General features: G+C 67.1%; 21 protein-coding genes. 14 read left to right on the top strand and 7 right to left on the bottom strand.

The genetic code is table 11. From position 1 onward, the window contains the following. The first annotated feature begins 3 nt into the window (after positions 1-3). The 6 genes from JIP62_RS04845 to JIP62_RS04820 all read left to right on the top strand — a co-directional run bounded on the left by JIP62_RS04845 (position 4) and on the right by JIP62_RS04820 (position 4,440). A complete protein-coding gene (locus JIP62_RS04845) occupies positions 4-681 on the top strand; it encodes a hypothetical protein (RefSeq protein ID WP_201103782.1) in 678 nt (225 codons plus the stop codon). Beyond that, positions 678-1,133, top strand: coding sequence for a hypothetical protein (locus JIP62_RS04840; RefSeq protein WP_230974867.1), 456 nt, complete (start codon positions 678-680; stop codon positions 1,131-1,133). The genes JIP62_RS04845 and JIP62_RS04840 overlap by 4 nt, the downstream gene beginning before the upstream one ends. 272 nt (positions 1,134-1,405) lie before the next feature. Beyond that, positions 1,406-1,906, top strand: coding sequence for a single-stranded DNA-binding protein (gene ssb, locus JIP62_RS04835; RefSeq protein WP_201103781.1), 501 nt, complete (start codon positions 1,406-1,408; stop codon positions 1,904-1,906). Positions 1,907-1,915: 9 nt separating this feature from the next. Then, positions 1,916-2,383: a hypothetical protein gene (locus JIP62_RS04830; RefSeq protein WP_201103780.1), complete on the top strand. Its 468-nt coding sequence runs from the start codon at positions 1,916-1,918 to the stop codon at positions 2,381-2,383. Between the two features lie 71 nt (positions 2,384-2,454). Continuing rightward, entirely contained in the window at positions 2,455-3,363 is a 909-nt protein-coding gene (locus JIP62_RS04825) for a DMT family transporter (RefSeq protein ID WP_201103779.1), read from the top strand. 87 nt (positions 3,364-3,450) lie between these two features. Beyond that, entirely contained in the window at positions 3,451-4,440 is a 990-nt protein-coding gene (locus JIP62_RS04820) for an acyl-CoA thioester hydrolase/BAAT C-terminal domain-containing protein (protein WP_201103778.1), read from the top strand. A gap of 6 nt (positions 4,441-4,446) precedes the next feature. Here the strand turns inward: JIP62_RS04820 and JIP62_RS04815 are convergent, their stop codons facing one another. Continuing rightward, positions 4,447-4,998: a superoxide dismutase family protein gene (locus JIP62_RS04815; protein WP_201103777.1), complete on the bottom strand. Its 552-nt coding sequence runs from the start codon at positions 4,996-4,998 to the stop codon at positions 4,447-4,449. A gap of 121 nt (positions 4,999-5,119) precedes the next feature. Here JIP62_RS04815 and gyrA point away from each other — a divergent pair, with 121 nt between their 5' ends. The 5 genes from gyrA (at position 5,120) to JIP62_RS04790 (ending at position 11,113) form a co-directional block, all read left to right on the top strand. After that, on the top strand, positions 5,120-7,876 hold the full coding sequence (gene gyrA, locus JIP62_RS04810; RefSeq protein ID WP_201103776.1) for a DNA gyrase subunit A: 2,757 nt from the start codon (positions 5,120-5,122) through the stop codon (positions 7,874-7,876). Positions 7,877-7,900: 24 nt separating this feature from the next. Then, positions 7,901-8,695 carry an aminotransferase class IV gene (locus JIP62_RS04805; protein ID WP_201103775.1) on the top strand — a complete coding sequence of 265 codons (795 nt, stop codon included), beginning with the start codon at positions 7,901-7,903 and terminating at the stop codon, positions 8,693-8,695. Between the two features lie 62 nt (positions 8,696-8,757). Further along, positions 8,758-9,246, top strand: coding sequence for a pantetheine-phosphate adenylyltransferase (gene coaD / locus JIP62_RS04800; protein WP_201103774.1), 489 nt, complete (start codon positions 8,758-8,760; stop codon positions 9,244-9,246). Continuing rightward, entirely contained in the window at positions 9,243-10,142 is a 900-nt protein-coding gene (locus tag JIP62_RS04795) for a peptidylprolyl isomerase (protein WP_330999951.1), read from the top strand. Before coaD ends, JIP62_RS04795 begins: the two co-directional genes overlap by 4 nt. Positions 10,143-10,195: 53 nt before the next feature. Further along, entirely contained in the window at positions 10,196-11,113 is a 918-nt protein-coding gene (locus tag JIP62_RS04790; RefSeq protein ID WP_201103773.1) for a peptidylprolyl isomerase, read from the top strand. Here JIP62_RS04790 and JIP62_RS04785 read toward each other — a convergent pair. Then, positions 11,110-12,180: a Ppx/GppA phosphatase family protein gene (locus tag JIP62_RS04785; protein ID WP_201103772.1), complete on the bottom strand. Its 1,071-nt coding sequence runs from the start codon at positions 12,178-12,180 to the stop codon at positions 11,110-11,112. The genes JIP62_RS04790 and JIP62_RS04785 overlap by 4 nt on opposite strands. Before the next feature lie 147 nt (positions 12,181-12,327). Here JIP62_RS04785 and hspQ point away from each other — a divergent pair, with 147 nt between their 5' ends. From hspQ to JIP62_RS04770, 3 genes are all read left to right on the top strand, one after another. Then, complete coding sequence (gene hspQ, locus JIP62_RS04780; protein WP_201103771.1) at positions 12,328-12,642, top strand: heat shock protein HspQ; 315 nt, start codon at positions 12,328-12,330, stop codon at positions 12,640-12,642. 27 nt (positions 12,643-12,669) lie between these two features. After that, positions 12,670-13,545 (top strand): phenylalanine 4-monooxygenase, encoded by an 876-nt coding sequence (phhA, locus tag JIP62_RS04775; RefSeq protein WP_201103770.1) that lies wholly within the window; start codon positions 12,670-12,672, stop codon positions 13,543-13,545. Positions 13,546-13,627: 82 nt separating this feature from the next. Then, positions 13,628-14,167 carry a hypothetical protein gene (locus JIP62_RS04770; protein ID WP_201103769.1) on the top strand — a complete coding sequence of 180 codons (540 nt, stop codon included), beginning with the start codon at positions 13,628-13,630 and terminating at the stop codon, positions 14,165-14,167. Here JIP62_RS04770 and astB read toward each other — a convergent pair. The 5 genes from astB to JIP62_RS04745 form a co-directional block, all read right to left on the bottom strand. Beyond that, positions 14,164-15,498 carry an N-succinylarginine dihydrolase gene (astB, locus tag JIP62_RS04765; protein WP_201103768.1) on the bottom strand — a complete coding sequence of 445 codons (1,335 nt, stop codon included), beginning with the start codon at positions 15,496-15,498 and terminating at the stop codon, positions 14,164-14,166. The two genes, JIP62_RS04770 and astB, sit on opposite strands and share 4 nt — an antisense overlap. Continuing rightward, positions 15,495-15,710, bottom strand: a complete 216-nt coding sequence (locus JIP62_RS04760; RefSeq protein ID WP_201103767.1) for a hypothetical protein — start codon at positions 15,708-15,710, stop codon at positions 15,495-15,497. Before JIP62_RS04760 ends, astB begins: the two co-directional genes overlap by 4 nt. Before the next feature lie 89 nt (positions 15,711-15,799). After that, the gene (gene astD, locus JIP62_RS04755) at positions 15,800-17,218 is read right to left on the bottom strand and encodes a succinylglutamate-semialdehyde dehydrogenase (RefSeq protein WP_201103766.1); all 1,419 of its coding nucleotides are present in this window, start codon (positions 17,216-17,218) and stop codon (positions 15,800-15,802) included. An 8-nt stretch (positions 17,219-17,226) separates the two neighbouring features. Continuing rightward, positions 17,227-18,234 carry an arginine N-succinyltransferase gene (locus JIP62_RS04750; protein WP_201103765.1) on the bottom strand — a complete coding sequence of 336 codons (1,008 nt, stop codon included), beginning with the start codon at positions 18,232-18,234 and terminating at the stop codon, positions 17,227-17,229. Next, complete coding sequence (locus JIP62_RS04745) at positions 18,235-19,485, bottom strand: hydrolase (RefSeq protein WP_201103764.1); 1,251 nt, start codon at positions 19,483-19,485, stop codon at positions 18,235-18,237. It abuts the gene before it with no gap. Positions 19,486-19,570 lie beyond the last annotated feature (85 nt).

Raw genomic sequence — 19,570 nt, 5'->3', positions numbered from 1 at the left:
CTGATGGCGACCCCACCCGATAACCGTATGATCATCGCCATCGGCGCCGGACTGGCCGTTGTGGCTGCCGTGGTCCTGGCCCTGATCTTCGGCGCAGGCCGCGAACAGCCGACCGAGGCGCCGCCTGCGTCCAAGGGCGGTTTGACCGTCGATCTGGCCGAGGCTCAGTCGCTGGAGCCGACGCGCGAACTGCGCTGTTTCGTCAACGGACAGTTCGTCGGCATGGCCACCCTGACCGACTGCGCCCAGCGCAACGGCCTGGCCACTGATGCCCTGGACGTCGGCTTCGATGCTTCCGGCAGCCTGACCGCCGCCCCGACCGCCTCACTGGCCCCGCCGCCGGCCCTGCCACCCACGGACCTGGCCGAAGTCGTCCCGCCTGTGGTGACCGATGAGCCGACGACCGGCCAGCCCGCGCCCCAGCCCGCCGCGACCGGCGGCTTCTGCCAGCGCTATACCGGGTCGGAATGGCGCTCGGTTTCCAACAGCATGAGCCTGAATGCCTGCGTTCAGGCCCTGTATGCCGGGACCTGCGTACGCCCCGGTGATGCCCAGTACGGCCGCTGGAACGACCTGACTCTGCGTCTGGTGCCGGGCCGGGTGGAGCAGTCCAACGACAACAGCCGCTTCCGCACCCTGGTCGAACAGAACCGCTCCTGCGCCATTCCGGAGGTCGGATGATGCGCGCAACCTTCCTGGGGGCTGCGGCCCTGACTGCCCTTGCGACCCTGGTCCTGTCCGCCTGTACCAATGCGGTCAAGCCGCCCTTCGACGAGGGGGTCTGCTATTACGTCGTCCCCGATCCGGAAGGGGAGGACGGCCTGCGCTACAACGTCGTCGGACGCGACCTGCCGCAGCTGGAGACCTGTTTCGCTGAGCTGGAAAAGATGCGGGTCGGCTTCCTGCGTCTGGGTGGCAACCGGCGCGAGATCATGGGGGCCTACAACGGCCAGTTCATCTTCATTGACGCCACGGGCATTTCGGTGTCGCGAACCCTCGACGGCGGGCGGTTCTTCTCCATGGCCCGCACCGGCGACGGGCGTCTGGCTGTGCCCGGCGCGATCGTGCGGGACGAAACCGGTGCTCCCATCGCCGTCGCGGCTCCGCCCGATGACGCTCCGACCACCCCTTGACGAAATGTGAACAAAGGTGGAACATCTGACGCTTATCCACCGGGATTTGCTCAGGCTGTCAGATCGGTCTCGTCTCCGCCGCTCAGTTGTTTAGGGCATGCGTCAACGGCAGCGGGCAAGCGGCCGCGGCATCATCAATCGGCCTCAAGCAGCGCGTAGCGCGATAGGCCTCAACCAACCGGCCTCAAGTCGCGCGAAGCGCGGTAGGCCCCAACAAACCGGCCTCAAGCAGCGCGAAGCGCGGTAGGCCAAAACAAACGAGGGAGCCCGGCATGGCTGGCAGCGTCAACAAGGTCATTCTGGTCGGCAATCTGGGCCGCGACCCCGAAATCCGGTCCATGCCGAACGGCGACCGGATCGCCAATCTGTCGATCGCCACGTCCGAGACCTGGCGCGACAAGTCCTCGGGCGAGCGCAAGGAAAAGACCGAGTGGCACCGGGTCGTGATCTTCAACGACAACATCGTCAAGGTCGTTGAAAACTATGTGAAAAAGGGCTCGACCGTCTATATCGAAGGCGCGCTTCAGACCCGCAAGTGGACCGACAAGGACGGCGTCGAGAAATATTCGACCGAGGTCGTGGTGGGCAAGTTCAAGGGTGAGCTGACCATGCTGGGCGGCCGTGACGGCGGCGGCGGCGGATCGCAGGGCGGCGGCTATGGCGGCGGCCGCGGAAATGACGACGACTATTCCTCGGGCTTCTCGACCGGCGGGGCCAACAAGCCCAGCGGTCCCAAGGAAAGCTACGACCTGAACGACGACATCCCCTTCTAAGGCGAACCGATGCGCTCAGTCATCGCGACACTGGCGGCGTCGGCTGTCGTCGCCGGCGCCGGGGTAGCCTCGGCCCAGCCCTGCGATGCCGTCAATGTCGTTGGAACCTGGAGCCTGGTGTCGGTTCGGGCCGACGAGCCGGGCGTCCAGGCCTTTTATGAGCGGGCACCCTATGAGTGGATGCGGTTCAAGGCTGATGGCAGCGTCCACTATGTGGCCTCGACCCGTGACCGAGCCAATCGCGCCGAGATCGAGGCCACGCTGGACCGCACCGATGCCCAGGATGGCGTCGACTATGTCATCCAGTGGCTGGATACGGGCGTCATGCTGATGCTGCGCGACGGCCAGCCGTTCCAGCTGGGCCAGTGCCGGATCGCCGAGGCCGACGACGGCCCGGTCCGCGCGGGCGACCTGATCTACACCAATGTCGAGGGCATGCCGTCCCTGCACCGCATCCAGCGCCGTCTGGCGGACTGAGCGGTCGGACGGAAACACCCGGACACCACTCTTGAGGCGCATGCTCGGCCAGCCTGTGGCATGAGGCCCCGGTGCCCGTGACCCCTGACAAGCCCCACAGTCCGCTGACCCTGATCGAGATCGGGGCGCTGGCCGCCGTCGCCATCATCTGGGGCGTCAACAATGCCGCGGCCAAGGTGGCGACCGAGCATCTGCCGCCCCTGCTGACCGGTTCGATGCGGTTCGGCATCACGGCCCTCTGCCTGGCCGTCTTCATTCGACCGCCGTTTCCGAACCTGAAAAGCCTGGCCATCATCACCCTGGTTGGCGGGCCATTGCACTATGGGCTGATCTATACGGCCTTCTGGCTGGCCAAGGACGTCAGCCCGGTCTCGGTGGCGGCCCAGCTGTGGATTCCGTTCACAGCCCTGTTCGCCTTCCTGCTGCTGGGCGAACGCCTCAGTCGCCCGGCCTTGATCGGGATGGGAATCGCCTTCCTGGGCGTGGCCTGGATGTCCGCCGACCCCCATGCTCTGGAGGACTGGGGGGCCATTCTCGTCGGGGTGGCCGCCTCTGCCGCCTGGGCCCTGACCACCGTCATCGCACGCCGCACGACCTCCATCCCGCCGTTGAAGATGCAGGGTCTGCTCGCCATGGTCACCCTGCCAGGCCTTGGCTTTGCCTCGGCCATGGTCGAGCACGATCAGTGGCAGTCTGTCGCCGCCGCCCCGCCGATCGCCTGGGCCGCCGTGCTGTTCGGGGGCATCGCCTCTTCGGTGGTGGCCACCAGTCTGGTCTTCTGGCTGGTTCAGAAGCGCGAGGCTGGACGGGTGACGCCCTATCTTCTGGCGACACCCGTGGTTTCGATCGTGATCGGCGGCCTGTTCCTGGGTGACGTGCTGACGATCCAGATCCTGACCGGAGCGGCCCTGACCATCGGTGGGGTCGCTGTCGTCGCCCTGGCCGAGCGGGGCCTGCGAGCGGGCGCCGCCAAGGGCTGATGGCCGGCACCGAGGTGCATCCATTGCCGTCGTCCGTGGCGACTAGAAGACTGACAGGTTCGCTAGGACCGCTTCGAGATGGTTTCGATGACCCTTCCCTTCAGTCGCCTCACGCTCGCCATCGCCACGCTTTGCGCCGCCGTTTTCGCAAGCGCAGGGGCCCGGGCCCAGATCACCGAAAGTCCGGTACCGGGCTTTCCCCATGCCGTCGTCTACGCCCTGCCCGGCGATACCCCCCGACCGGTGCTTGTGATCCTGGCGGGTGCCGACGGCGGCGATCAGGGCGGCCGCCGGTTCGGGCCGATCTTGGCGGACCTGGGCTATGCCGCCGTCAGCCTGCCTTACTACTCTCCAGACTGGGGTGAATATGGACCACCGCCCCAGTTCCCGGACCTGCCCGGCAGTTTCATCGATATCCGGGTGGATCAGATAGGCGAACTGCGCGAAGCCCTGAGCGGCATGGACGGCGTGGATGTCGAGCGCTTCGGCCTTTTCGGCGGGTCCAAGGGGGCGGAGTTCGCGCTGATCGCCGCCAGCCGCTATGACTGGATCGACGCCGTCGTCGCCTATACCCCCTCCGACCTGGTCTGGGAGGGCTGGGGTCTGGAGATGATCGAGGCCGAGGGCATGCGGTCGTCCTTCTCGTTCGACGGACAGGCCTTGCCCTTCATGCCCTATCGCGGCTTCGTAGAAGGCCTTCTCGCCGGGCCGCGTAACGCGGACCTGCGCGCCATCCACGAGAACGGCCGCGCCGACCATCCCGATCGCGAAGCCACGGCCCGTATTCCGGTCGAAGCCTATCCGGGGGCCCTGATGCTGATCGCCGGCGAGCGGGACGCCCAGTGGAACTCCGCCCGCCAAGCCCGCAATATCGTCACGGCCCGCGAGGCGGCCGGTCTGGCCACCGAGGCGCTGATCTATCCCGAGGCCGGTCACGACCTGATTGGCGGAGACGGCGACCCTCGCGCCGACCCCCGCAGCGGCGGCACGCCCCAGGCCAATGCCGAGGCTCGGCTGGACGCCTGGCCCCGCGTCATCGCCTTCCTGGACGGGACCCTGAAGCCCGGTCCTGACTGAGCAGCGTCAGTCGGCGGTGGCGCTGAACACGCCGCAGGCGATCCGCGCCCCGGCTCCGCCGATCGGCTGGCTGATGTGGTCGTCCGGGTTGGCGTGCACCAGAAAGGCGACGCCGTCCGCATCCATCAGATTATGGCCAGCGTGGCCGCTGACGGGCAGATAGACCTCGGCCATGGCCGTGCCGTCCGCCCCGGCATAGACATTCTGGAGATCGCCCAGATCCGGCCCGCCCTGCTGGTTCAGCAGGCCGTGAGGCCGCGCCTCGGTCGGATGGTTCACATGCGCCCCGGCCGATGTGAAGCCGGGGCCCTCGCACTGACCCACGGCATGCAGGTGCACTCCATGCCAGCCCTGGGGCCAGCCCTGGCCCTCGACGCGGAACAGGATGCCCTGCGGTCCGTGGAAGGCCTTGACGGTGCCGGCCTCGGTTCCGTCTGCAAGCCGCAAGGTGGCCATGCCGACCGGCTCGGGGGCCGGCGCGGTCGCGGCGGGCGGCGTCTGGGCCATGGCGCAGCCAGCGGTCATAAACAGGGCGGTGGCGGTCAGAAGAGCACGCATGAAATCTACCTTTCACGGAGGACTGGAGGGCCTTGGGCGTCTTTGCCACGACAGGCCGTGAGTGCTAGAAAACCAGACAGCGGATCACGTTCCGATTCCGGCCGATTAAAGCCCAAAATCCTTGACCGACGACACCCCCGAAAACGCCGCACCGGCGAACGCTGACATTTCCAACATCACGATCGAGGACGAGCTGCGCCGCTCCTATCTCGATTATGCGATGAGCGTGATCGTATCGCGGGCCCTGCCCGATGCCCGCGATGGTCTGAAGCCGGTCCACCGCCGCATCCTGTATTCGATGCACGACCTGAACATGACGCCGGACCGTGCCTATTCGAAATGTGCGCGCGTCGTCGGTGACGTTCTGGGCCGGTTCCACCCGCACGGCGACGCCTCGGTCTATATGGCTCTGGTCCGTATGGCCCAGCCCTTCTCGATGGGGCTGATGCTGGTCGACGGCCAGGGCAATTTCGGCTCGGTCGACGGCGATATGCCCGCCTCCATGCGATATACCGAGGCCCGGATGGCCCCGGCGGCGGTCGCCCTGCTGGCCGACATCGACAAGAACACCGTCGATTTCCAGCCGAACTACGACGAAAAGGAGCTGGAGCCGGTCGTCCTGCCGGCGCGGATTCCGAACCTGCTGGTCAATGGGGCTGGCGGCATCGCCGTCGGCATGGCCACCAACATCCCGCCGCATAACCTGGGTGAGATCATTGATGCGGCGGTCGCCCTGCTGGACGATCCCGAGATCGGCGACGAAGCCCTGCTGGACATCGTGCCCGGGCCCGACTTCCCCACGGGCGGGGAAATCATGGGCCGCACCGCCCCGCGCAACGCCCTGCGCGAAGGACGGGGCTCCGTCATCGTGCGCGGCCGGGCCACGGTTGAGGAAATCCGCAAGGACCGCGAGGCGATCGTGGTCACTGAGCTGCCGTTCCAGGTCAACAAACAGACCTTGATCGAGCGCATCGCCGAAATGGTCCGCGAAAAGCGGATCGAGGGCATTTCCGATGTTCGCGACGAGTCCGATCGTCAGGGCATGCGGATCGTCATCGAGCTGAAGCGCGAGGCTTCGGGCGATGTCATCCTGAATCAGCTCTGGCGCTATTCTGCCCTGCAGTCTTCGTTCGGCGTCAATATGCTGGCCCTGAACCACGGCCGGCCGGAACAGATGGGCCTGCGCCGGCTGCTCGAGGTCTTCCTGGACTTCCGCGAAGAAGTGGTGGTCCGCCGCGTCAAATTCGAGCTGGCCAAGGCCCGCGACCGCGGCCACGTCCTGGTCGGTCTGGCCGTGGCCGTCGCCAATATCGACGAGGTCATCCACATCATCCGCTCCTCGGCCGATCCGGCGGAGGCGCGCGAGCGGTTGCAGGCCAAGGCCTGGCCTGTCGCCGACATGATCGCCCTGGTCGAGCTGATCGCCGATCCGCGCTCCATGCTGATCGATGGCGACAAGCTGAACCTGACCGACGAGCAGGCCCGCGCCATCCTGGGCCTGACGCTCAGCCGCCTGACCGGCCTGGGGCGCGACGACATCTTCTCCGAGGCGCGCGGCCTGGCCGAGACGATCCAGGGGCATCTGACCATTCTGTCGGACCGCGCCAACATCCTGGCCATCATCCGCGAGGACCTGGTGGCGGTGAAGGATCAGTTTGCGGTGCCGCGGCGGACCCTGATCGGCGAGGGCGACGCCGAGATGGAGGACGAGGACCTGATCCCGCGCGAGGACATGGTCGTGACCGTCACCCACGGCGGATACGTCAAACGCGTGGCCCTGGGCGCCTATCGGACCCAGCATCGCGGCGGCAAGGGCAAGTCCGGCATGACGATGAAGGACGAGGACGCCATCGTCGGCGTGTTCTCCGCCTCGACCCATGCGCCGGTCCTGTTCTTCGCCACCAACGGCAAGGCCTATAAGCTCAAGGTGTGGCGCCTGCCGCTGGGCGCGCCGACCTCGCGCGGCAAGGCCTTCGTCAATCTGCTGCCGATCGAGCCGGGCGACAGCATCATGAATGTCCTGCCGCTGCCCGAAGACGAGGCGGATTGGGACAACTATGACATCATGTTCGCCACCCGCTCGGGTGACGTGCGCCGCAACAAGCTCAGCGATTTCGCGACCGTGAACCGCGCAGGCAAGATCGCCATGAAGCTGGAAGAGGGCGACCATATGGTCGGTGTCGCCCTGTGCACGGCCGAAGACGACATCCTGCTGACGACCGCCATGGGTCGCGCGATCCGCTTCAAGGCGGACGATGTGCGGGTGTTCAAGGGCCGGGATTCCACGGGCGTGCGCGGCGTGCGCCTGCAGACCGGCGACGAGGTCATCTCCATGGCCGTGCTGGCCCGGGTCGATGCTACCCCCGACGAGCGGGCTGCCTACGTCAAACACGCCAATGCCATGCGCAAGGCCGCCTCAGGCGAGGCTGACGATGACACACCGACGACCGAGTCGGAGGACGAGGGCGAAACCGCATCCGGCGACGCTCCGATCTCGCCGGAACGGATCGCGGCCCTGGGCGCAGCGGAGCAGTTCATTCTGACCGTGACCGACACCGGCTTTGGCAAGCGATCCTCGGCCTATGAATATCGTCGCACCGGTCGAGGCGGACAGGGGCTGACCGCCCACGGTCTGGGCGGGCGCGCCGGCACCCGACTGGCCGCCGCCTTCCCGGTGGACGAGACGGACGAACTGCTGATGGTCACGACCAGCGGCCAGATGATCCGCACGCGGGTCAGCCAGGTCCGCGTGGTCGGCCGCTCCAGCCAGGGCGTCACCATCTTCCGCACCGCCGAGGGCGAACGCGTCGTCTCGGTCGAGCGTCTGGCCGAGGTGGCGAATACGGAAGACGGGGCAGATGAGGGCGGCGAGGATTGATCCTCGCCCGGCGGGACAGGAAGCGTGAGCGACATCCTCATCGACGGCCTGTCCCCCACTGAGGGTGACCTGCATTACCTCGCCCTGGTCAACTACGGGGCCTATACCTCGTTCAGGGTGGAGGACGGCGGTGTCCGCGGTCTCGATCTCCATCTGAAACGGCTGGACGGTCACGCGGTCGATCTGTTCGGCGAGCCGGTCGGCCAGGAACGACTGCGCCGACTGGTCCGGTCTGCTCTGGGCGAAAGGCGCGACGCCTGGGTGAGGATCAGCCTGTTCTCGCCCGAAATCTGGGCGCGGACGCCGGAGGCGGTGGTCTGTCCAAAGGTCATGACCCTGATCGCGCCCCCGCCGCCGCCGCTGGGCACCAGTATGCGGATCCAGGTGCGCACCTATGAGCGCGAGGAGGCGCACATCAAGCACACGGCCATCTTCGGCCTGATCCGGGCCCGGCGTCTGGCGCGGCAAGCCGACTTTGATGACGCGTTGTTTGTCGACCCGGACGGAAAAATTTCTGAAGGGACGACCTGGAACATCGGCTTGGTCAGGGGTGATCAGGTGACCTGGCCCCAGGCGCCGATGCTGCCTGGCGTCACCCAGGCCCTGATCACCCAGGGTCTTGCCGAGGTCGGGATGAGGAGCGAGACGGTGCCGGTGTCGATCGATGATCTGGACCGGTTCGATGCGGCCTTCCTGTGCAACAGTGCCACCCCGGCCTGTCCAATCACGGCCATCGGCCAGCACCGTTTTGCGCCGAGCCCCGACGTCATTGCGCGGTTGCAGGCCGCCTGGTCCGCGGCCGTGCCGCAGCCAGTCTGATCGCCTCTAGGCCCGCTCTGTTGCGACTGCTAAATGACGGAAAAGGCGAGGGGAGATACGCCATGCGAATCGGGCTTTATCCCGGCACCTTCGATCCCGTGACCAACGGGCACATGGATATCATCGGCCGAGCGGTGAAGCTGGTGGATCGCCTGGTCATCGGCGTGGCCCAGAATGACGACAAGGGCCCCCTGTTCACCACCGCTCAGCGGGTCGAGATGGTTCGGGCCGAGCTGGTCGGCTTTGGCGATCGGGTCGAGGTGCGCCCGTTCAGCAGCCTGCTGATGCATTTTGCCGAAAGCCTGAACGCCAGCGTCATCGTCCGGGGCCTGCGCGCCGTGGCGGATTTCGAATACGAATTCCAGATGACCGCCATGAACCAGCGCCTCAACAGCGACATAGAAACCGTGTTCCTGATGGCCGACCCGAGGCATCAGGCGATCGCCTCGCGGCTGGTCAAGGAGATCGCCCGTCTGGACGGCGCGATCGACAGTTTCGTCAGCCCCGCCGTCGCCCAGGCGGTTCGGGACAAGGTGAAGGGTCGAGGATGAAGATGCGTGTCCGTGGAGCGATTGTTGCCGTGGTGATGGCCATGGGCAGTGCCGCCCTTGCCCAGACGGTGCCACCGTCGGCGACCCAGACACCAGCGCCCGTGCCGTCCGGGCTGACCGCTGCCGACTGGCGCACCGTGGCCCCCGAGAACCTGCTGGTCATCGACACGTCCAAGGGCCGAATTCTGGTGGAGCTGGAGCCGCGGGTGGCCCCCAACCATGTCGTCCGGATCCGGACCCTGGCCGATCAGGGCTTCTATGACGGCTTGAAATTTCACCGCGTCATCGGCGGCTTCATGGCCCAGACGGGCGATCCTCTGGGAACGGGGCTGGGCAGCAGCGACCTGCCGGACATCGGCCTGGAGGCGGCGTTCCGGCGTGGACGCGATACCGCCTTTGTGCCCGTTCCGAACAGCGGCGGCACGGCTCTGCGCGGCCTGGTCGGCGCAGTTCCGGTGACCACCCAGCCCGATGCCCAGATGATGGTGACCGCCGACATGAAGGTGGAGGCCCAGACCCTGTTCTGCGCCGGCGTGGCGGGCATGGCCCGCTCCAGCGACCCGAACAGCGCCAACAGCCAGTTCTTCCTGATGATGGGCGAGAACGCGGCCCTGAACGGCGGTTACACGGTGTTCGGATCCATCCTGGTCGGGCGCGAGGTGGTTCAGTCGCTGAAGCAGGGACCGGATGCCGCCGACGGCGCGGTGACGCAGGATCCCGATATCATCGTGCAGGCTCGCACGGCTGCGGCCATGCCTGAGGACGCGCGCCCGGTGGTCCGTGTCATGGATACCCGCGGTCCCGGCTTTATCGCCCTGGTCGAATCGACACGCGCCGCGCGCGGCAACCGCTTCACCGTCTGCGACATCCGCCTGCCTGCTGAGGTCGTCAACTGAAGCGCCTGAAACAAGGCATGGGGGAGGGGCGTATGGTCCGAAATCTGGCGACAATGGCAGGGCTGACTATGGCTCTGGGGCTCGCGGGTCCGGCCCTGGCCCAGACCGAAGTCGGCTATGTTCCGCCGGCGGCCGATGCGGCGGTTCCGCCTCCGCCTCCCGCTCCGCCCGCCCAGGGTGTTCGCTCACCCGACTGGCGGCAGGTTCTCCCGGAAGACCTGCTGGTCATCGACACGACCAAGGGCCGCATCCTGGTCGAACTGGCACCGCTGGTGGCGCCCTTGCACGTCGAGCGGATCCGCCTGCTTTCGCGGATGGGCTTCTATGACGGCCTGACCTGGCACCGGGTCATCGACTATTTCATGGCTCAGACCGGCGATCCGCTGGGCAATGGCGATGGGCAGAGCGCCTATCCGGACCTGAAGGCCGAGTTCACCTTCCGTCGGGGCCCCGAGCTGCCCTTCGCCCCCGTCGCCGCCCCCGCAGGCGCAGTGATCGGCTTCGTGGGCTCCCTCCCGGTCCAGACCCAGCCCGACGCCCTGATGTCGATGACGGGAGACGGCAGGGTCCACGGCTGGGCTCTCTATTGCCCCGGCGTCGCGGGCATGGCGCGCGATGAGGGCAACGACACGGCCAACAGCCAGTTCTTCCTGATGCGCCAGCCCTATCCGTCGCTGGACAAGCGCTACACTGTCTGGGGCACGGTGGTGTCCGGCCTGGATGTCGTTCGCAGCCTCAAGACGGGCGAGGACGCCAGCGGCATGGTTGCGGGCGAGCGCGATCGCATGATCCGTGTCCGCGTGGCCGCCGACTTGCCCGAGGCCGAGCGGCCGATCGTGCAGATTCTCAACCCGGGATCCGAGCCGTTCCGCCTGCTGGCCGAACAGGTCCGGGCAGCTCGCGGCGCGGACTTTTCCATCTGCGACATCCCGCTGCCCGTACAGGTGACAGCGGCTGCACCTGTGGCCTAGGACCGGCCCCGCCTGCGGCGCCTGGAGCGCGGGTTGCGACGATCTTCGCGCATCCTTTGCAACAGCAGCCCCTCACGCAGGCCACGATCGGCGACGCGGACGCGATCGCAAGGCCACGCACGCTGCACCGCCTCCAGGATGGCGGCTCCGGCCAGGACAAGGTCGGCGCGCTCCGGTCCGATGCAGGCTTCCGCCGCCCGACCGGCCGGACCCAGGGCCAGCAACCTGTCGGCCGCCGCTTCGCAGTCAGCCCGCTTCATCCACAAGCCGTCGATCCGGTCCCTCTGATAGCGCGCCAATCGAAGGTGGATGCCAGCCAGGCTGGTGATAGCTCCGGACGTTCCGACCAGATGGGCCCGCCCGGCGTCGAACTCGGCCCTCAGATCCGGATCGACGGGCCCATCCGCGATCGCCTCTGCCATGTCGGCCACCATGGCTTCGTACCAGGCGTCGAGATTGTCGGTCGGCTCGGGATGCCGTTCGGCCAGGGTCACGACGCCGATGGGTGCCGACAGCCAGCCCACCGTCTCCAGGCCCCGCTCGCTGCGACGCAGCCAGGACAGTTCGGTCGAGCCTCCACCCACGTCGATGACGAGGATGGCCCGTGCGTTCGGGTCGAATAGATTGCGACACCCTTCGACGGCCAGCCGAGCCTCTTCCACCGGGTCAATGATTCGCAGCGTCAGTCCCGTGCCGCGTTTCACCCGGTCGACGAACTCGGCCCCGTTCTCGGCCTGGCGACAGGCTTGAGTGGCAACGGCGCTCAACCGGGCCGAGGTCACCCCACGCTTGGCCACGCGCTCGGCACACAGACCCAGAGCCTCATAGGCGCGGTCCATCGCGCCGTCGTCCAGCCGGCCGGTCCGGGTCAAGCCCTCGCCCAGCCTGACGATGCGGCTGAAGGAATCGACGACCCGAAAGCCGTCGCGGGCCGGGCGCGCAATCAGCAGCCGGCAATTGTTGGTCCCCAGATCCAGCGCACCATAGAGGGGCGCGTCAGCGGCCGCTTCAAAGAAGCGGGGGGACCGCCCGTCACGCCCCGCGGGCGTGTCGTCGATCTCCGGCATGGGCCGAGCTTTCAAGTGGGTGGTCCGAAACGGCACCCGTCTACGACAGCCTACGCCCGTCAGATCGTCCGCGCCAAGCCTGTCTGTCGCGAAAATGAACGAGACGACCAGCCTCCGGCTCAGACAGAGGGGCGTAGCTATTGGACCATGACCCAGGTTCGCACAGCCCGTTTCGGTCTTGGACAGATCGTCCGACACCGGGAACAAGCCTTTTCCGGCGTGATCGTCGATGTCGATCCGACCTATTCTGGTCCCCTGGCGCTGACCGGGCCGGTCCAGGCCGATCAGCCCTTCTATCGCGTCTTTGCCGTCGGGCCGGAGGGCGGCTTCATCGTCTATGCCGCCGAGAATGTTCTGGAGCATGACCCCGAGGTCGAGCCCCTGTCCCGGGCCGACGAGGCCCAATGGTTCAGCGTCGATGCCATGGGCCGTCACGCCCCGCGTTCGCATCGGCTTCAATAAGTTCGCGTCGAGGACTAGACTGGCCCCATGTCCGACTTCGAGCACGTCTTTCAGGAACCGCCGCCGGGGGCTGCCGCTGACTGGACCATCCCGCAGGACTGGGAGGCCTATACGGCTGTTGAGCATCAGACGTGGGACACCCTGTATGCTCGTCAGATGACCATTCTGCCCGGCCGGGCCGCCGATGCCTTTATGAACGGGCTGAAGGCGCTGGACCTGAATACGGGCGGGATCCCCGATTTCTCGGTGATGAACCCCAAGCTGCAGGCCCTGACCGGCTGGACCGTCGTCTGTGTGCCGGGCCTGGTGCCTGATGCGGTCTTTTTCGACCATCTGGCCAACAAGCGGTTCCCCTCGGGCCAGTTCATCCGCAAGCCGGACCAGCTGGACTATCTGCAGGAGCCGGACATCTTCCACGACGTCTTCGGCCATGTGCCCATGCTGACCGACCCGGATTTCGCCGCCTATATGCAGGCCTATGGCCAGGGCGGACAGCGCGCGGCGTCGCTGGGGATGCTGGCCCATCTGGCGCGGCTGTACTGGTACACGGTCGAGTTCGGCCTGATGGAAACGGCAAAGGGACTGCGCATTTACGGTGCCGGTATCGTTTCGTCGGCGACCGAGAGCGTTTTCGCGGTCGAGGACCCGTCACCGAACCGGATCGGCTTCGATCTAGAACGGGTCATGCGGACCCTCTACCGGATCGACGACTTCCAGCAGGTCTATTTCGTCATCCCCTCGATCGAGGCACTCAAGGACGAGACGCTGAAGGATTTCGCCCCCGTCTATGAGCGGCTGAAAGGCACGACCGACATCGCGATAGACGCCGTCCTGCCGACGGACCGGGTCTTCACGCGGGGCACCCAGGCCTATGCCGCCAGGGGTGGGCGGTTCGCGGCCTGACGATCTCTGACGCCAGCCGGTCGTGACCTGCCGAACAGTCGTGCGATAGGGCATGATCCGCTGATCAGGACAGGAGCGGCAAATGAAGGCGTGGATCTTGGCGGGCGCGTTGTCACTTGGCCTCGCCGGCGCGGCCCAGGCACAGGTGTTCGCCCACACCCTGCCCAACGGCCAGACCCTCACCTTGCCAAATACGGTCGCCCATTGTGATGCGCCGGTTCGGCTGAACGGCCAGAGCACGGTTGGGGCTGATCTGACCTGCCGGGTGGGAGCGACAACGGGCGCGGCGCGGACCGTCCGGGCAACGGGTGCGATCGTTGCCGTGCTTCAGGCGGGTCGCGTGACGCCCCGCCAGTTCCTGATCTTCTCGACCGAGGAATGGTGGCCCGATCTGACGCCGGAACAGCGGGGAGCTCAGATCAGGACCCACACCAAGACGCTGGCCAGTGGCCCGGCACAGTTCCTGTGCGTACACCGCGACGATGTTCCCGCCCTGGCCGGCGATGCGCTGTGCACTCTCGATGCGCCGCTGTTGCAGTTCATGGTCGCGGGCCGTTCCACCATGGCTTCCACCGCTGATGACGCGGTGGACACGATCCTGGCGTCGACGACCCTGCGCTAGACCCGCTGAAACGGATAGAAGCCGCCGCCCAGGTCAAGGATTTGGGTCAGTGCGTCCAGGGCGCTGCGGCTTTCGTCCAGCAGGGCGGGATCGGCCAGGTCGGCGGGCGTCAGCTGGTCGCGGTAGTGGGTAGCCCCCCAGGCGGACAGCCGCGCATAGAGGTCTTCGGTCAGCCGCATGGCCGGATTGGCCGCGGCCTGTTCCGCCTCGGTCAGGACCACGCGAAGGCGCAGGCAGGCGGGGCCGCCGCCGTTTCGCATGGACTGGCGGACATCGACATATTCGACCGCGCCGATGGGGCCGTTGGATGCGGCCAGGGACTGCGCGACCGCATCGCTGCGCGGGTTGTCGCGGGTCTCGGTGGGACAGATCAGAGTCAGCCGGTCCCGGTCGGGAATCTGCACCAGCATGGAGTTGAACAGATAGCTGGAGATGGCGTCGGCCAGCGGCAGGTCGGCCAGGGAGACCTGGACGAAGATTGGCTCGAACCCTTTAGCCGCCGCACGGATGGCGGCATGGGTCGCGGCGGTGTCTTCAAACGCCAGCTCGTGATGGAACAGGGTCTCCAGCGCGCCGACGCAGACCACGTCGTTGTGGAAGGTGCCACCCGCAATGGCCGCGCGCGACTGCCGGGCCAGAACGGCGCCGCTGGCCCCATGGCGGCGGGCGATGGCCTGTGACGCCTCGAAGGTCTGACGGGCCGGATAGGGACCGGTCCACGGCTCATAGGCCTCGCGTCCCCAGACCAGCAGATTGACCCCCGGCGTGCCGTGGTCGGCACACAGCCGGACGTGGTTGGCCGCGCCCTCGTCGGCCAGATGCGCCACCGAGGGCAGGGCGTCGTGGACCGCGAACCGGTCCCGGTCCGGGAAGAGGGCATCCAGCGCCCGCTTCGTCTGTTGATGCTCCAGCGAGCGATGCAGGTTGGTGACCAGGTTGGCGGGGGTGAAGTGGACGCGGCCGTCGGCGCTGTCGGCGGACGGGGTCACCGTCGCGGCATTGGCGGCCCACATGGGACTGGCCGAACAGGCGGCGGCGGCAAAGGATGGCGCGTCCTTCCAGGCCTGTTCCAGCACCTGGGCGTCGGAACCGGTGAAGCCCAGGGTCCGCAGGAAGGGGATGTTCGGCCGCTCATGCGGGGGCAGGACGAACTGCGGCAGACCCAGATCCGCCAGGGTCTTCATCTTGTCCAGACCCTGCAGGACGGCCGCGCGGGGGTTCGACGCCTCGCCCGCATTCAGGCTGGACGCCAGGTTGCCGGGGCTGAGGCCCGCATAGGAATGCGTCGGGCCGATCAGGCCGTCGGCGTTGGCTTCGATGGCGGGGGTCAATTGGGGACAATCCAGACGGTGGGAGTCGACATCCGGGAAATCCAGATCGATACGCCCATCACCACTGCGGTGAGAACAACTAGGGCCCCAGCGGTGAGGTAGGTGCGATTGCGAAGAGCCTGGATCATCCCCACCGCCATCAGGGACCCGAATACAGCACAGCCGCTGTAGATGTTGAAGCGATCGCTCCCCATCAGCGCATAGAACCCCATGAGCAAGCCCGAAAGTCCCCCGCAGGTAATCGTCAAAATTATCGCGGGGCGAAGACGGGAGGCGAGAGGCTCTGGACCAATCCTCCGCTTCATCCCCGCAACCCCTTGATCTCGCCCTCGATGTTCTTCACCGCCCCCGCCTCGAAGCTGGCAACCGGATAGGCGCAGTAGTCGGCGGCGTAATAGGCGCTGGGGCGGTGGTTGCCGCTCTTGCCCAGGCCGCCGAAGGGCATGTCGCCAGCGGCCCCCGTGGTCGGGCGGTTGAAGTTGACGACCCCGGCGTGGATGCGGCGGATGAAGTGGTCCCAGTTCGCCGGATCGTCGCTGACCAGACCGGCGGACAGGCCGTACCGCGTGTCATTGGCGGCGGCGACCGCGTCCTCAAACGTGGCGACGCGGGTTACCGACAGGAAGGGCGCGAACATCTCCTCGTCCGGCACCTTGATCCCCGTCACATCGATGATGGCGGGCTGGACGAAGGCGGCGGACCGGCCAGCCACGGGGCCGGAGGCGCGGATGACCCGCGCGCCCATGTCGATGCGATCCTGCAAGGCCTTGAGCGCGCCCTGGGCGGCTGCTTCCGAGATCAGCGGCCCGGCATAGGGTTCAGGCGTGCTGTTCCAGGGCGCGAAGATCAACCGGTCGACCATGGCGACGACCGCGTCGACAATGGCGTCACCCTGAGGGCCCTCGGGCACAATCAGGCGGCGGGCGCAGCTGCAGCGCTGGCCCGTCGTCACGAACGCTGACTGCACGATGATCCCGGCCACAGCCTCGGCGTCGGCCGCATCCCAGACCACCAGGGGATTGTTGCCGCCCAGCTCCAGCGCCAGGATCACGCGGGGTCTGTCGGCGAACAGCTTGCGGAAATGGGCCCCGGCATTGCCGGAACCGGTGAACATCAGGGCATCGATGCGTTGCTGCAGCAGAGTGGCACCCACGTCGCGTCCGCCCTGCACCAGGTTGAAGACGTGTTTGGGCAGGTCCGCCGCCTCCAGGCATTCGGCCATCAGCTGGCCGGTCCAGGGCGTCTCTTCAGAAGGCTTGAACACCACCGTGTCCCCTGCCAGCAGGGCCGGGACGATATGGCCATTGGGCAGGTGGCCGGGAAAGTTGAAGGGGCCCAGCACCGCCGCCACCCCGTGCGGACGATGGCGCAGGACGGCGCGGCCGAAGCCGGTCTGGGTCTCGCGCTCGCCGGTGCGTTCGTCATAGGCGCGGATCGAGATATCGACCTTGCCCTGCATGGCCTGGACCTCGGTGGTGGTCTCCCACAGCGCCTTGCCGGTTTCGCGGCTGATGGCTTCCGCGATCTGTGGCGCGCGGTCCTTGAGCACGGACTGATAGCGCTTCATGGCGTCGATGCGGTCCTGGCGCGGCCGGTCAGCCCAGTCGTTGAGCGCATAGCGGGCCCGCACGACGGCGACCTCGACCTCTGCGACCTCGGCGTTGCGGCCTTCCCAGACGGCTTCGCCGGTAGCGGGATCGATGGACTGAAACTTGGTCATCGGCTTTCTCAGCTTTTCACGCGGACAGTGTCGCCCGCCCTGACCCTCAGCGCCTCGGCGGTTTCGGGGGTCAGGGTGGCGGTATCGCCTTCGACATGGGCGCGCTGACGCACGGCGCGGAAGCCCCCGACGCTGTCGGTGGAGATCAGGGACGGCAACTCGGCCTCGATCGTCGGAGCGATGGCTACGGTCATCTGCCGCGCATCGCGGACGGTGCGGATATGATCGCGGGCGCACGACACCGTCGGGCCTGCATCGAAGATGTCGATCAGGCCGTTGGGCCGGAAGCCTTCCGATTCCAGCAGGGCCATCGCCGGAACGCCCTGAGGGTGGACCTTGCCGATCACGGCACGCGCAGGCTCGGGCAACAACTCGACATAGATGGGATGGCGCGGGGCCAGATCCAGGATGAACTGCTTGTCTGTCGAGCCGGTCATCATGTCGGCATCGTCGAACGGCATGGGAAAGAATTTGTGGGCCACATGGTCCCAGAAGGGACAGGCTCCGTCCGGGGTGAAGACCCCGCGCAGCTCGGCCAGCACCGTCTCGGCGAACAGGTCCGGCTGGGCCCCGATCAGCATGTAGCGCGACTGGCTGAGCAGCCGTCCGGCCCCGCCCTTGCGCCGGTCCGCCTTCAGGAACAGCGAGCCCACCTCGGACCAGCCGGTGCATTCATTGACCAGAACCAGGGTCTGGTGATCCAGCCGGATGTTCAGAGATGGCGAGGAGGAGGTGTTGCTGTTGACCCGGAACGAGAAGAAGGGCCGCTTCAACCCCACCGCCGCCTTGACCGAGGCGATGCCGTCGACGTCACCGGTCTCGGTCTCCTCCAGCATGAGGGTGTACCAGCGTTCCTGAGCCGGGATGGACCCTTCGAAGCTGTCGCGGCTGAGATCCAGCCGCTCGGCCAGCTGATCGGGATCTTCAGGCAGGCTGGTGAAGCCGGGGCCGGACAGGATGGCCAGTTCCAGCAGGAAATCCAGATCGGCAGGGCCGGCAGGGCGAACGACAAGCATCTACATCGTCTCCAGGCGCAGGCGCTTCAGCGCCACGGCATCGATCTCGCCCGAGGCGATCTTGCACAGGATCAGGGCACTGAGCCGGGCGCGTTCGGCAAAGCTGTCAGGCCAGGCGAACTCGCGGTCCGAATGGATGTCGCCGCCGCGCACGCCCAGGGTGTCGATGTTGGGCAGGCCCGCCGCATGCAGGTTGTTGCCCTCGCAGACTCCGCCAGAAGGGGTCCAGGCGATGGGCTGGCCCAGCAGGGCCCCGGTCCGGCGCACGGCCTCGAACAGGGCCGTCTGGCTGGCGTCCATCGGCTTGGGCGCGCGGGTCATGCCGCCGTGAAGGTCCAGGGTCAGGCCCGGAAAGGGCGGCGACGCGACGATCTCGGCCACCGCATCGGTGATCCAGGCGGCACTCTGGGCGTCGGGCACGCGGACGTTGAACCGGACCACGGCATTGTCGGCCACGACGTTCAGGGCCCCGCCGCCGCTGATCCGGGCGACATTGACCGTGACACCCTCGCGCCGTCCGTTCAGTCCGTGCAGGGCTGCAGCGATGATGGCCGCCCCGGCCACCGCATTGGCCCCCTCGTGAAAGGCCCGGCCCGCATGGGCGGCCTTTCCGGTGACGATCAGGTGATAGTTGCCGCTGCCCTTGCGCGCCCCGGCCAGGGTGCCGTCGGCCAGGGCCGGCTCATAGGTCAGGCCGACATGGCCCGCCGCCCCCAGCTGTGCCAGCAGGGGGGCCGAGGCCGGCGAGCCGATCTCCTCATCCGGGGACAACAGGACGGTCCAGCCGACGCGGTCGCGGTCGGGATGGGTCTCGAACGCCTCCAGCGCCGCCAGCATGACCGAGATGCCGCCCTTCATGTCGGCGATGCCGGGGCCGTTCAGCGCCCCATCGGGGCGGGTGACCACAGACTGGAAGCCGGATTCGGCAGGAAAGACGGTGTCGTAGTGGCCGGTCAGCACGACCTGAATGGGGGCATCCGGTCTGGCCGTGATCTTCAGGGCATCGGCATGGGCCTCGGCCCGCACGCTGCCGTCGTCGCCGATGGTCGTCGAGCCGGCGGTGGGAATGCGCGTGACATCGGCGCACAGCGTGCCCGCTTCAGCTTCCAGCAGGTCCAGGACCGCGTTCAGCCCTTCGGCGTTACGGCTGCCGGAGTTGACCTGGGACCAGCGCACGGCGCGCTCGATAATGGCCGTTTCGGCGCGCCCGACATGGTCGAGAACCGTCTGGTCCTGGGGAAGAATCCGCATGGGTCGGACCCTAGACGGGTGAACCTGAAAGGTGAAGGCGGGGGAATGAGGCAAGTTTCTCCCTTCGCGGCGCGGTCGCGTCGCG

The organism is Brevundimonas vitisensis, assembly GCF_016656965.1.
Classification (GTDB): domain Bacteria; phylum Pseudomonadota; class Alphaproteobacteria; order Caulobacterales; family Caulobacteraceae; genus Brevundimonas; species Brevundimonas vitisensis.
Note: the sequence above shows the minus strand (reverse complement) of the source record. Positions and strands in the feature narration are given on the sequence as shown.

Coding starts and splice junctions, on each gene's coding strand:
- JIP62_RS04760 (WP_201103767.1), bottom strand. CDS start 15,710: ATGGGGTTCTATGCGCTGATGGGGAGCGATCGCTTCAACATCTACAGC.
- JIP62_RS04845 (WP_201103782.1), top strand. CDS start 4: ATGGCGACCCCACCCGATAACCGTATGATCATCGCCATCGGCGCCGGA.
- JIP62_RS04770 (WP_201103769.1), top strand. CDS start 13,628: ATGAAGGCGTGGATCTTGGCGGGCGCGTTGTCACTTGGCCTCGCCGGC.
- JIP62_RS04840 (WP_230974867.1), top strand. CDS start 678: ATGATGCGCGCAACCTTCCTGGGGGCTGCGGCCCTGACTGCCCTTGCG.
- hspQ (WP_201103771.1), top strand. CDS start 12,328: ATGACCCAGGTTCGCACAGCCCGTTTCGGTCTTGGACAGATCGTCCGA.
- ssb (WP_201103781.1), top strand. CDS start 1,406: ATGGCTGGCAGCGTCAACAAGGTCATTCTGGTCGGCAATCTGGGCCGC.
- JIP62_RS04750 (WP_201103765.1), bottom strand. CDS start 18,234: ATGCTTGTCGTTCGCCCTGCCGGCCCTGCCGATCTGGATTTCCTGCTG.
- JIP62_RS04815 (WP_201103777.1), bottom strand. CDS start 4,998: ATGCGTGCTCTTCTGACCGCCACCGCCCTGTTTATGACCGCTGGCTGC.
- coaD (WP_201103774.1), top strand. CDS start 8,758: ATGCGAATCGGGCTTTATCCCGGCACCTTCGATCCCGTGACCAACGGG.
- JIP62_RS04830 (WP_201103780.1), top strand. CDS start 1,916: ATGCGCTCAGTCATCGCGACACTGGCGGCGTCGGCTGTCGTCGCCGGC.
- phhA (WP_201103770.1), top strand. CDS start 12,670: ATGTCCGACTTCGAGCACGTCTTTCAGGAACCGCCGCCGGGGGCTGCC.
- JIP62_RS04795 (WP_330999951.1), top strand. CDS start 9,243: ATGAAGATGCGTGTCCGTGGAGCGATTGTTGCCGTGGTGATGGCCATG.
- JIP62_RS04790 (WP_201103773.1), top strand. CDS start 10,196: ATGGCAGGGCTGACTATGGCTCTGGGGCTCGCGGGTCCGGCCCTGGCC.
- astD (WP_201103766.1), bottom strand. CDS start 17,218: ATGACCAAGTTTCAGTCCATCGATCCCGCTACCGGCGAAGCCGTCTGG.
- JIP62_RS04785 (WP_201103772.1), bottom strand. CDS start 12,180: ATGCCGGAGATCGACGACACGCCCGCGGGGCGTGACGGGCGGTCCCCC.
- JIP62_RS04745 (WP_201103764.1), bottom strand. CDS start 19,485: ATGCGGATTCTTCCCCAGGACCAGACGGTTCTCGACCATGTCGGGCGC.
- JIP62_RS04820 (WP_201103778.1), top strand. CDS start 3,451: ATGACCCTTCCCTTCAGTCGCCTCACGCTCGCCATCGCCACGCTTTGC.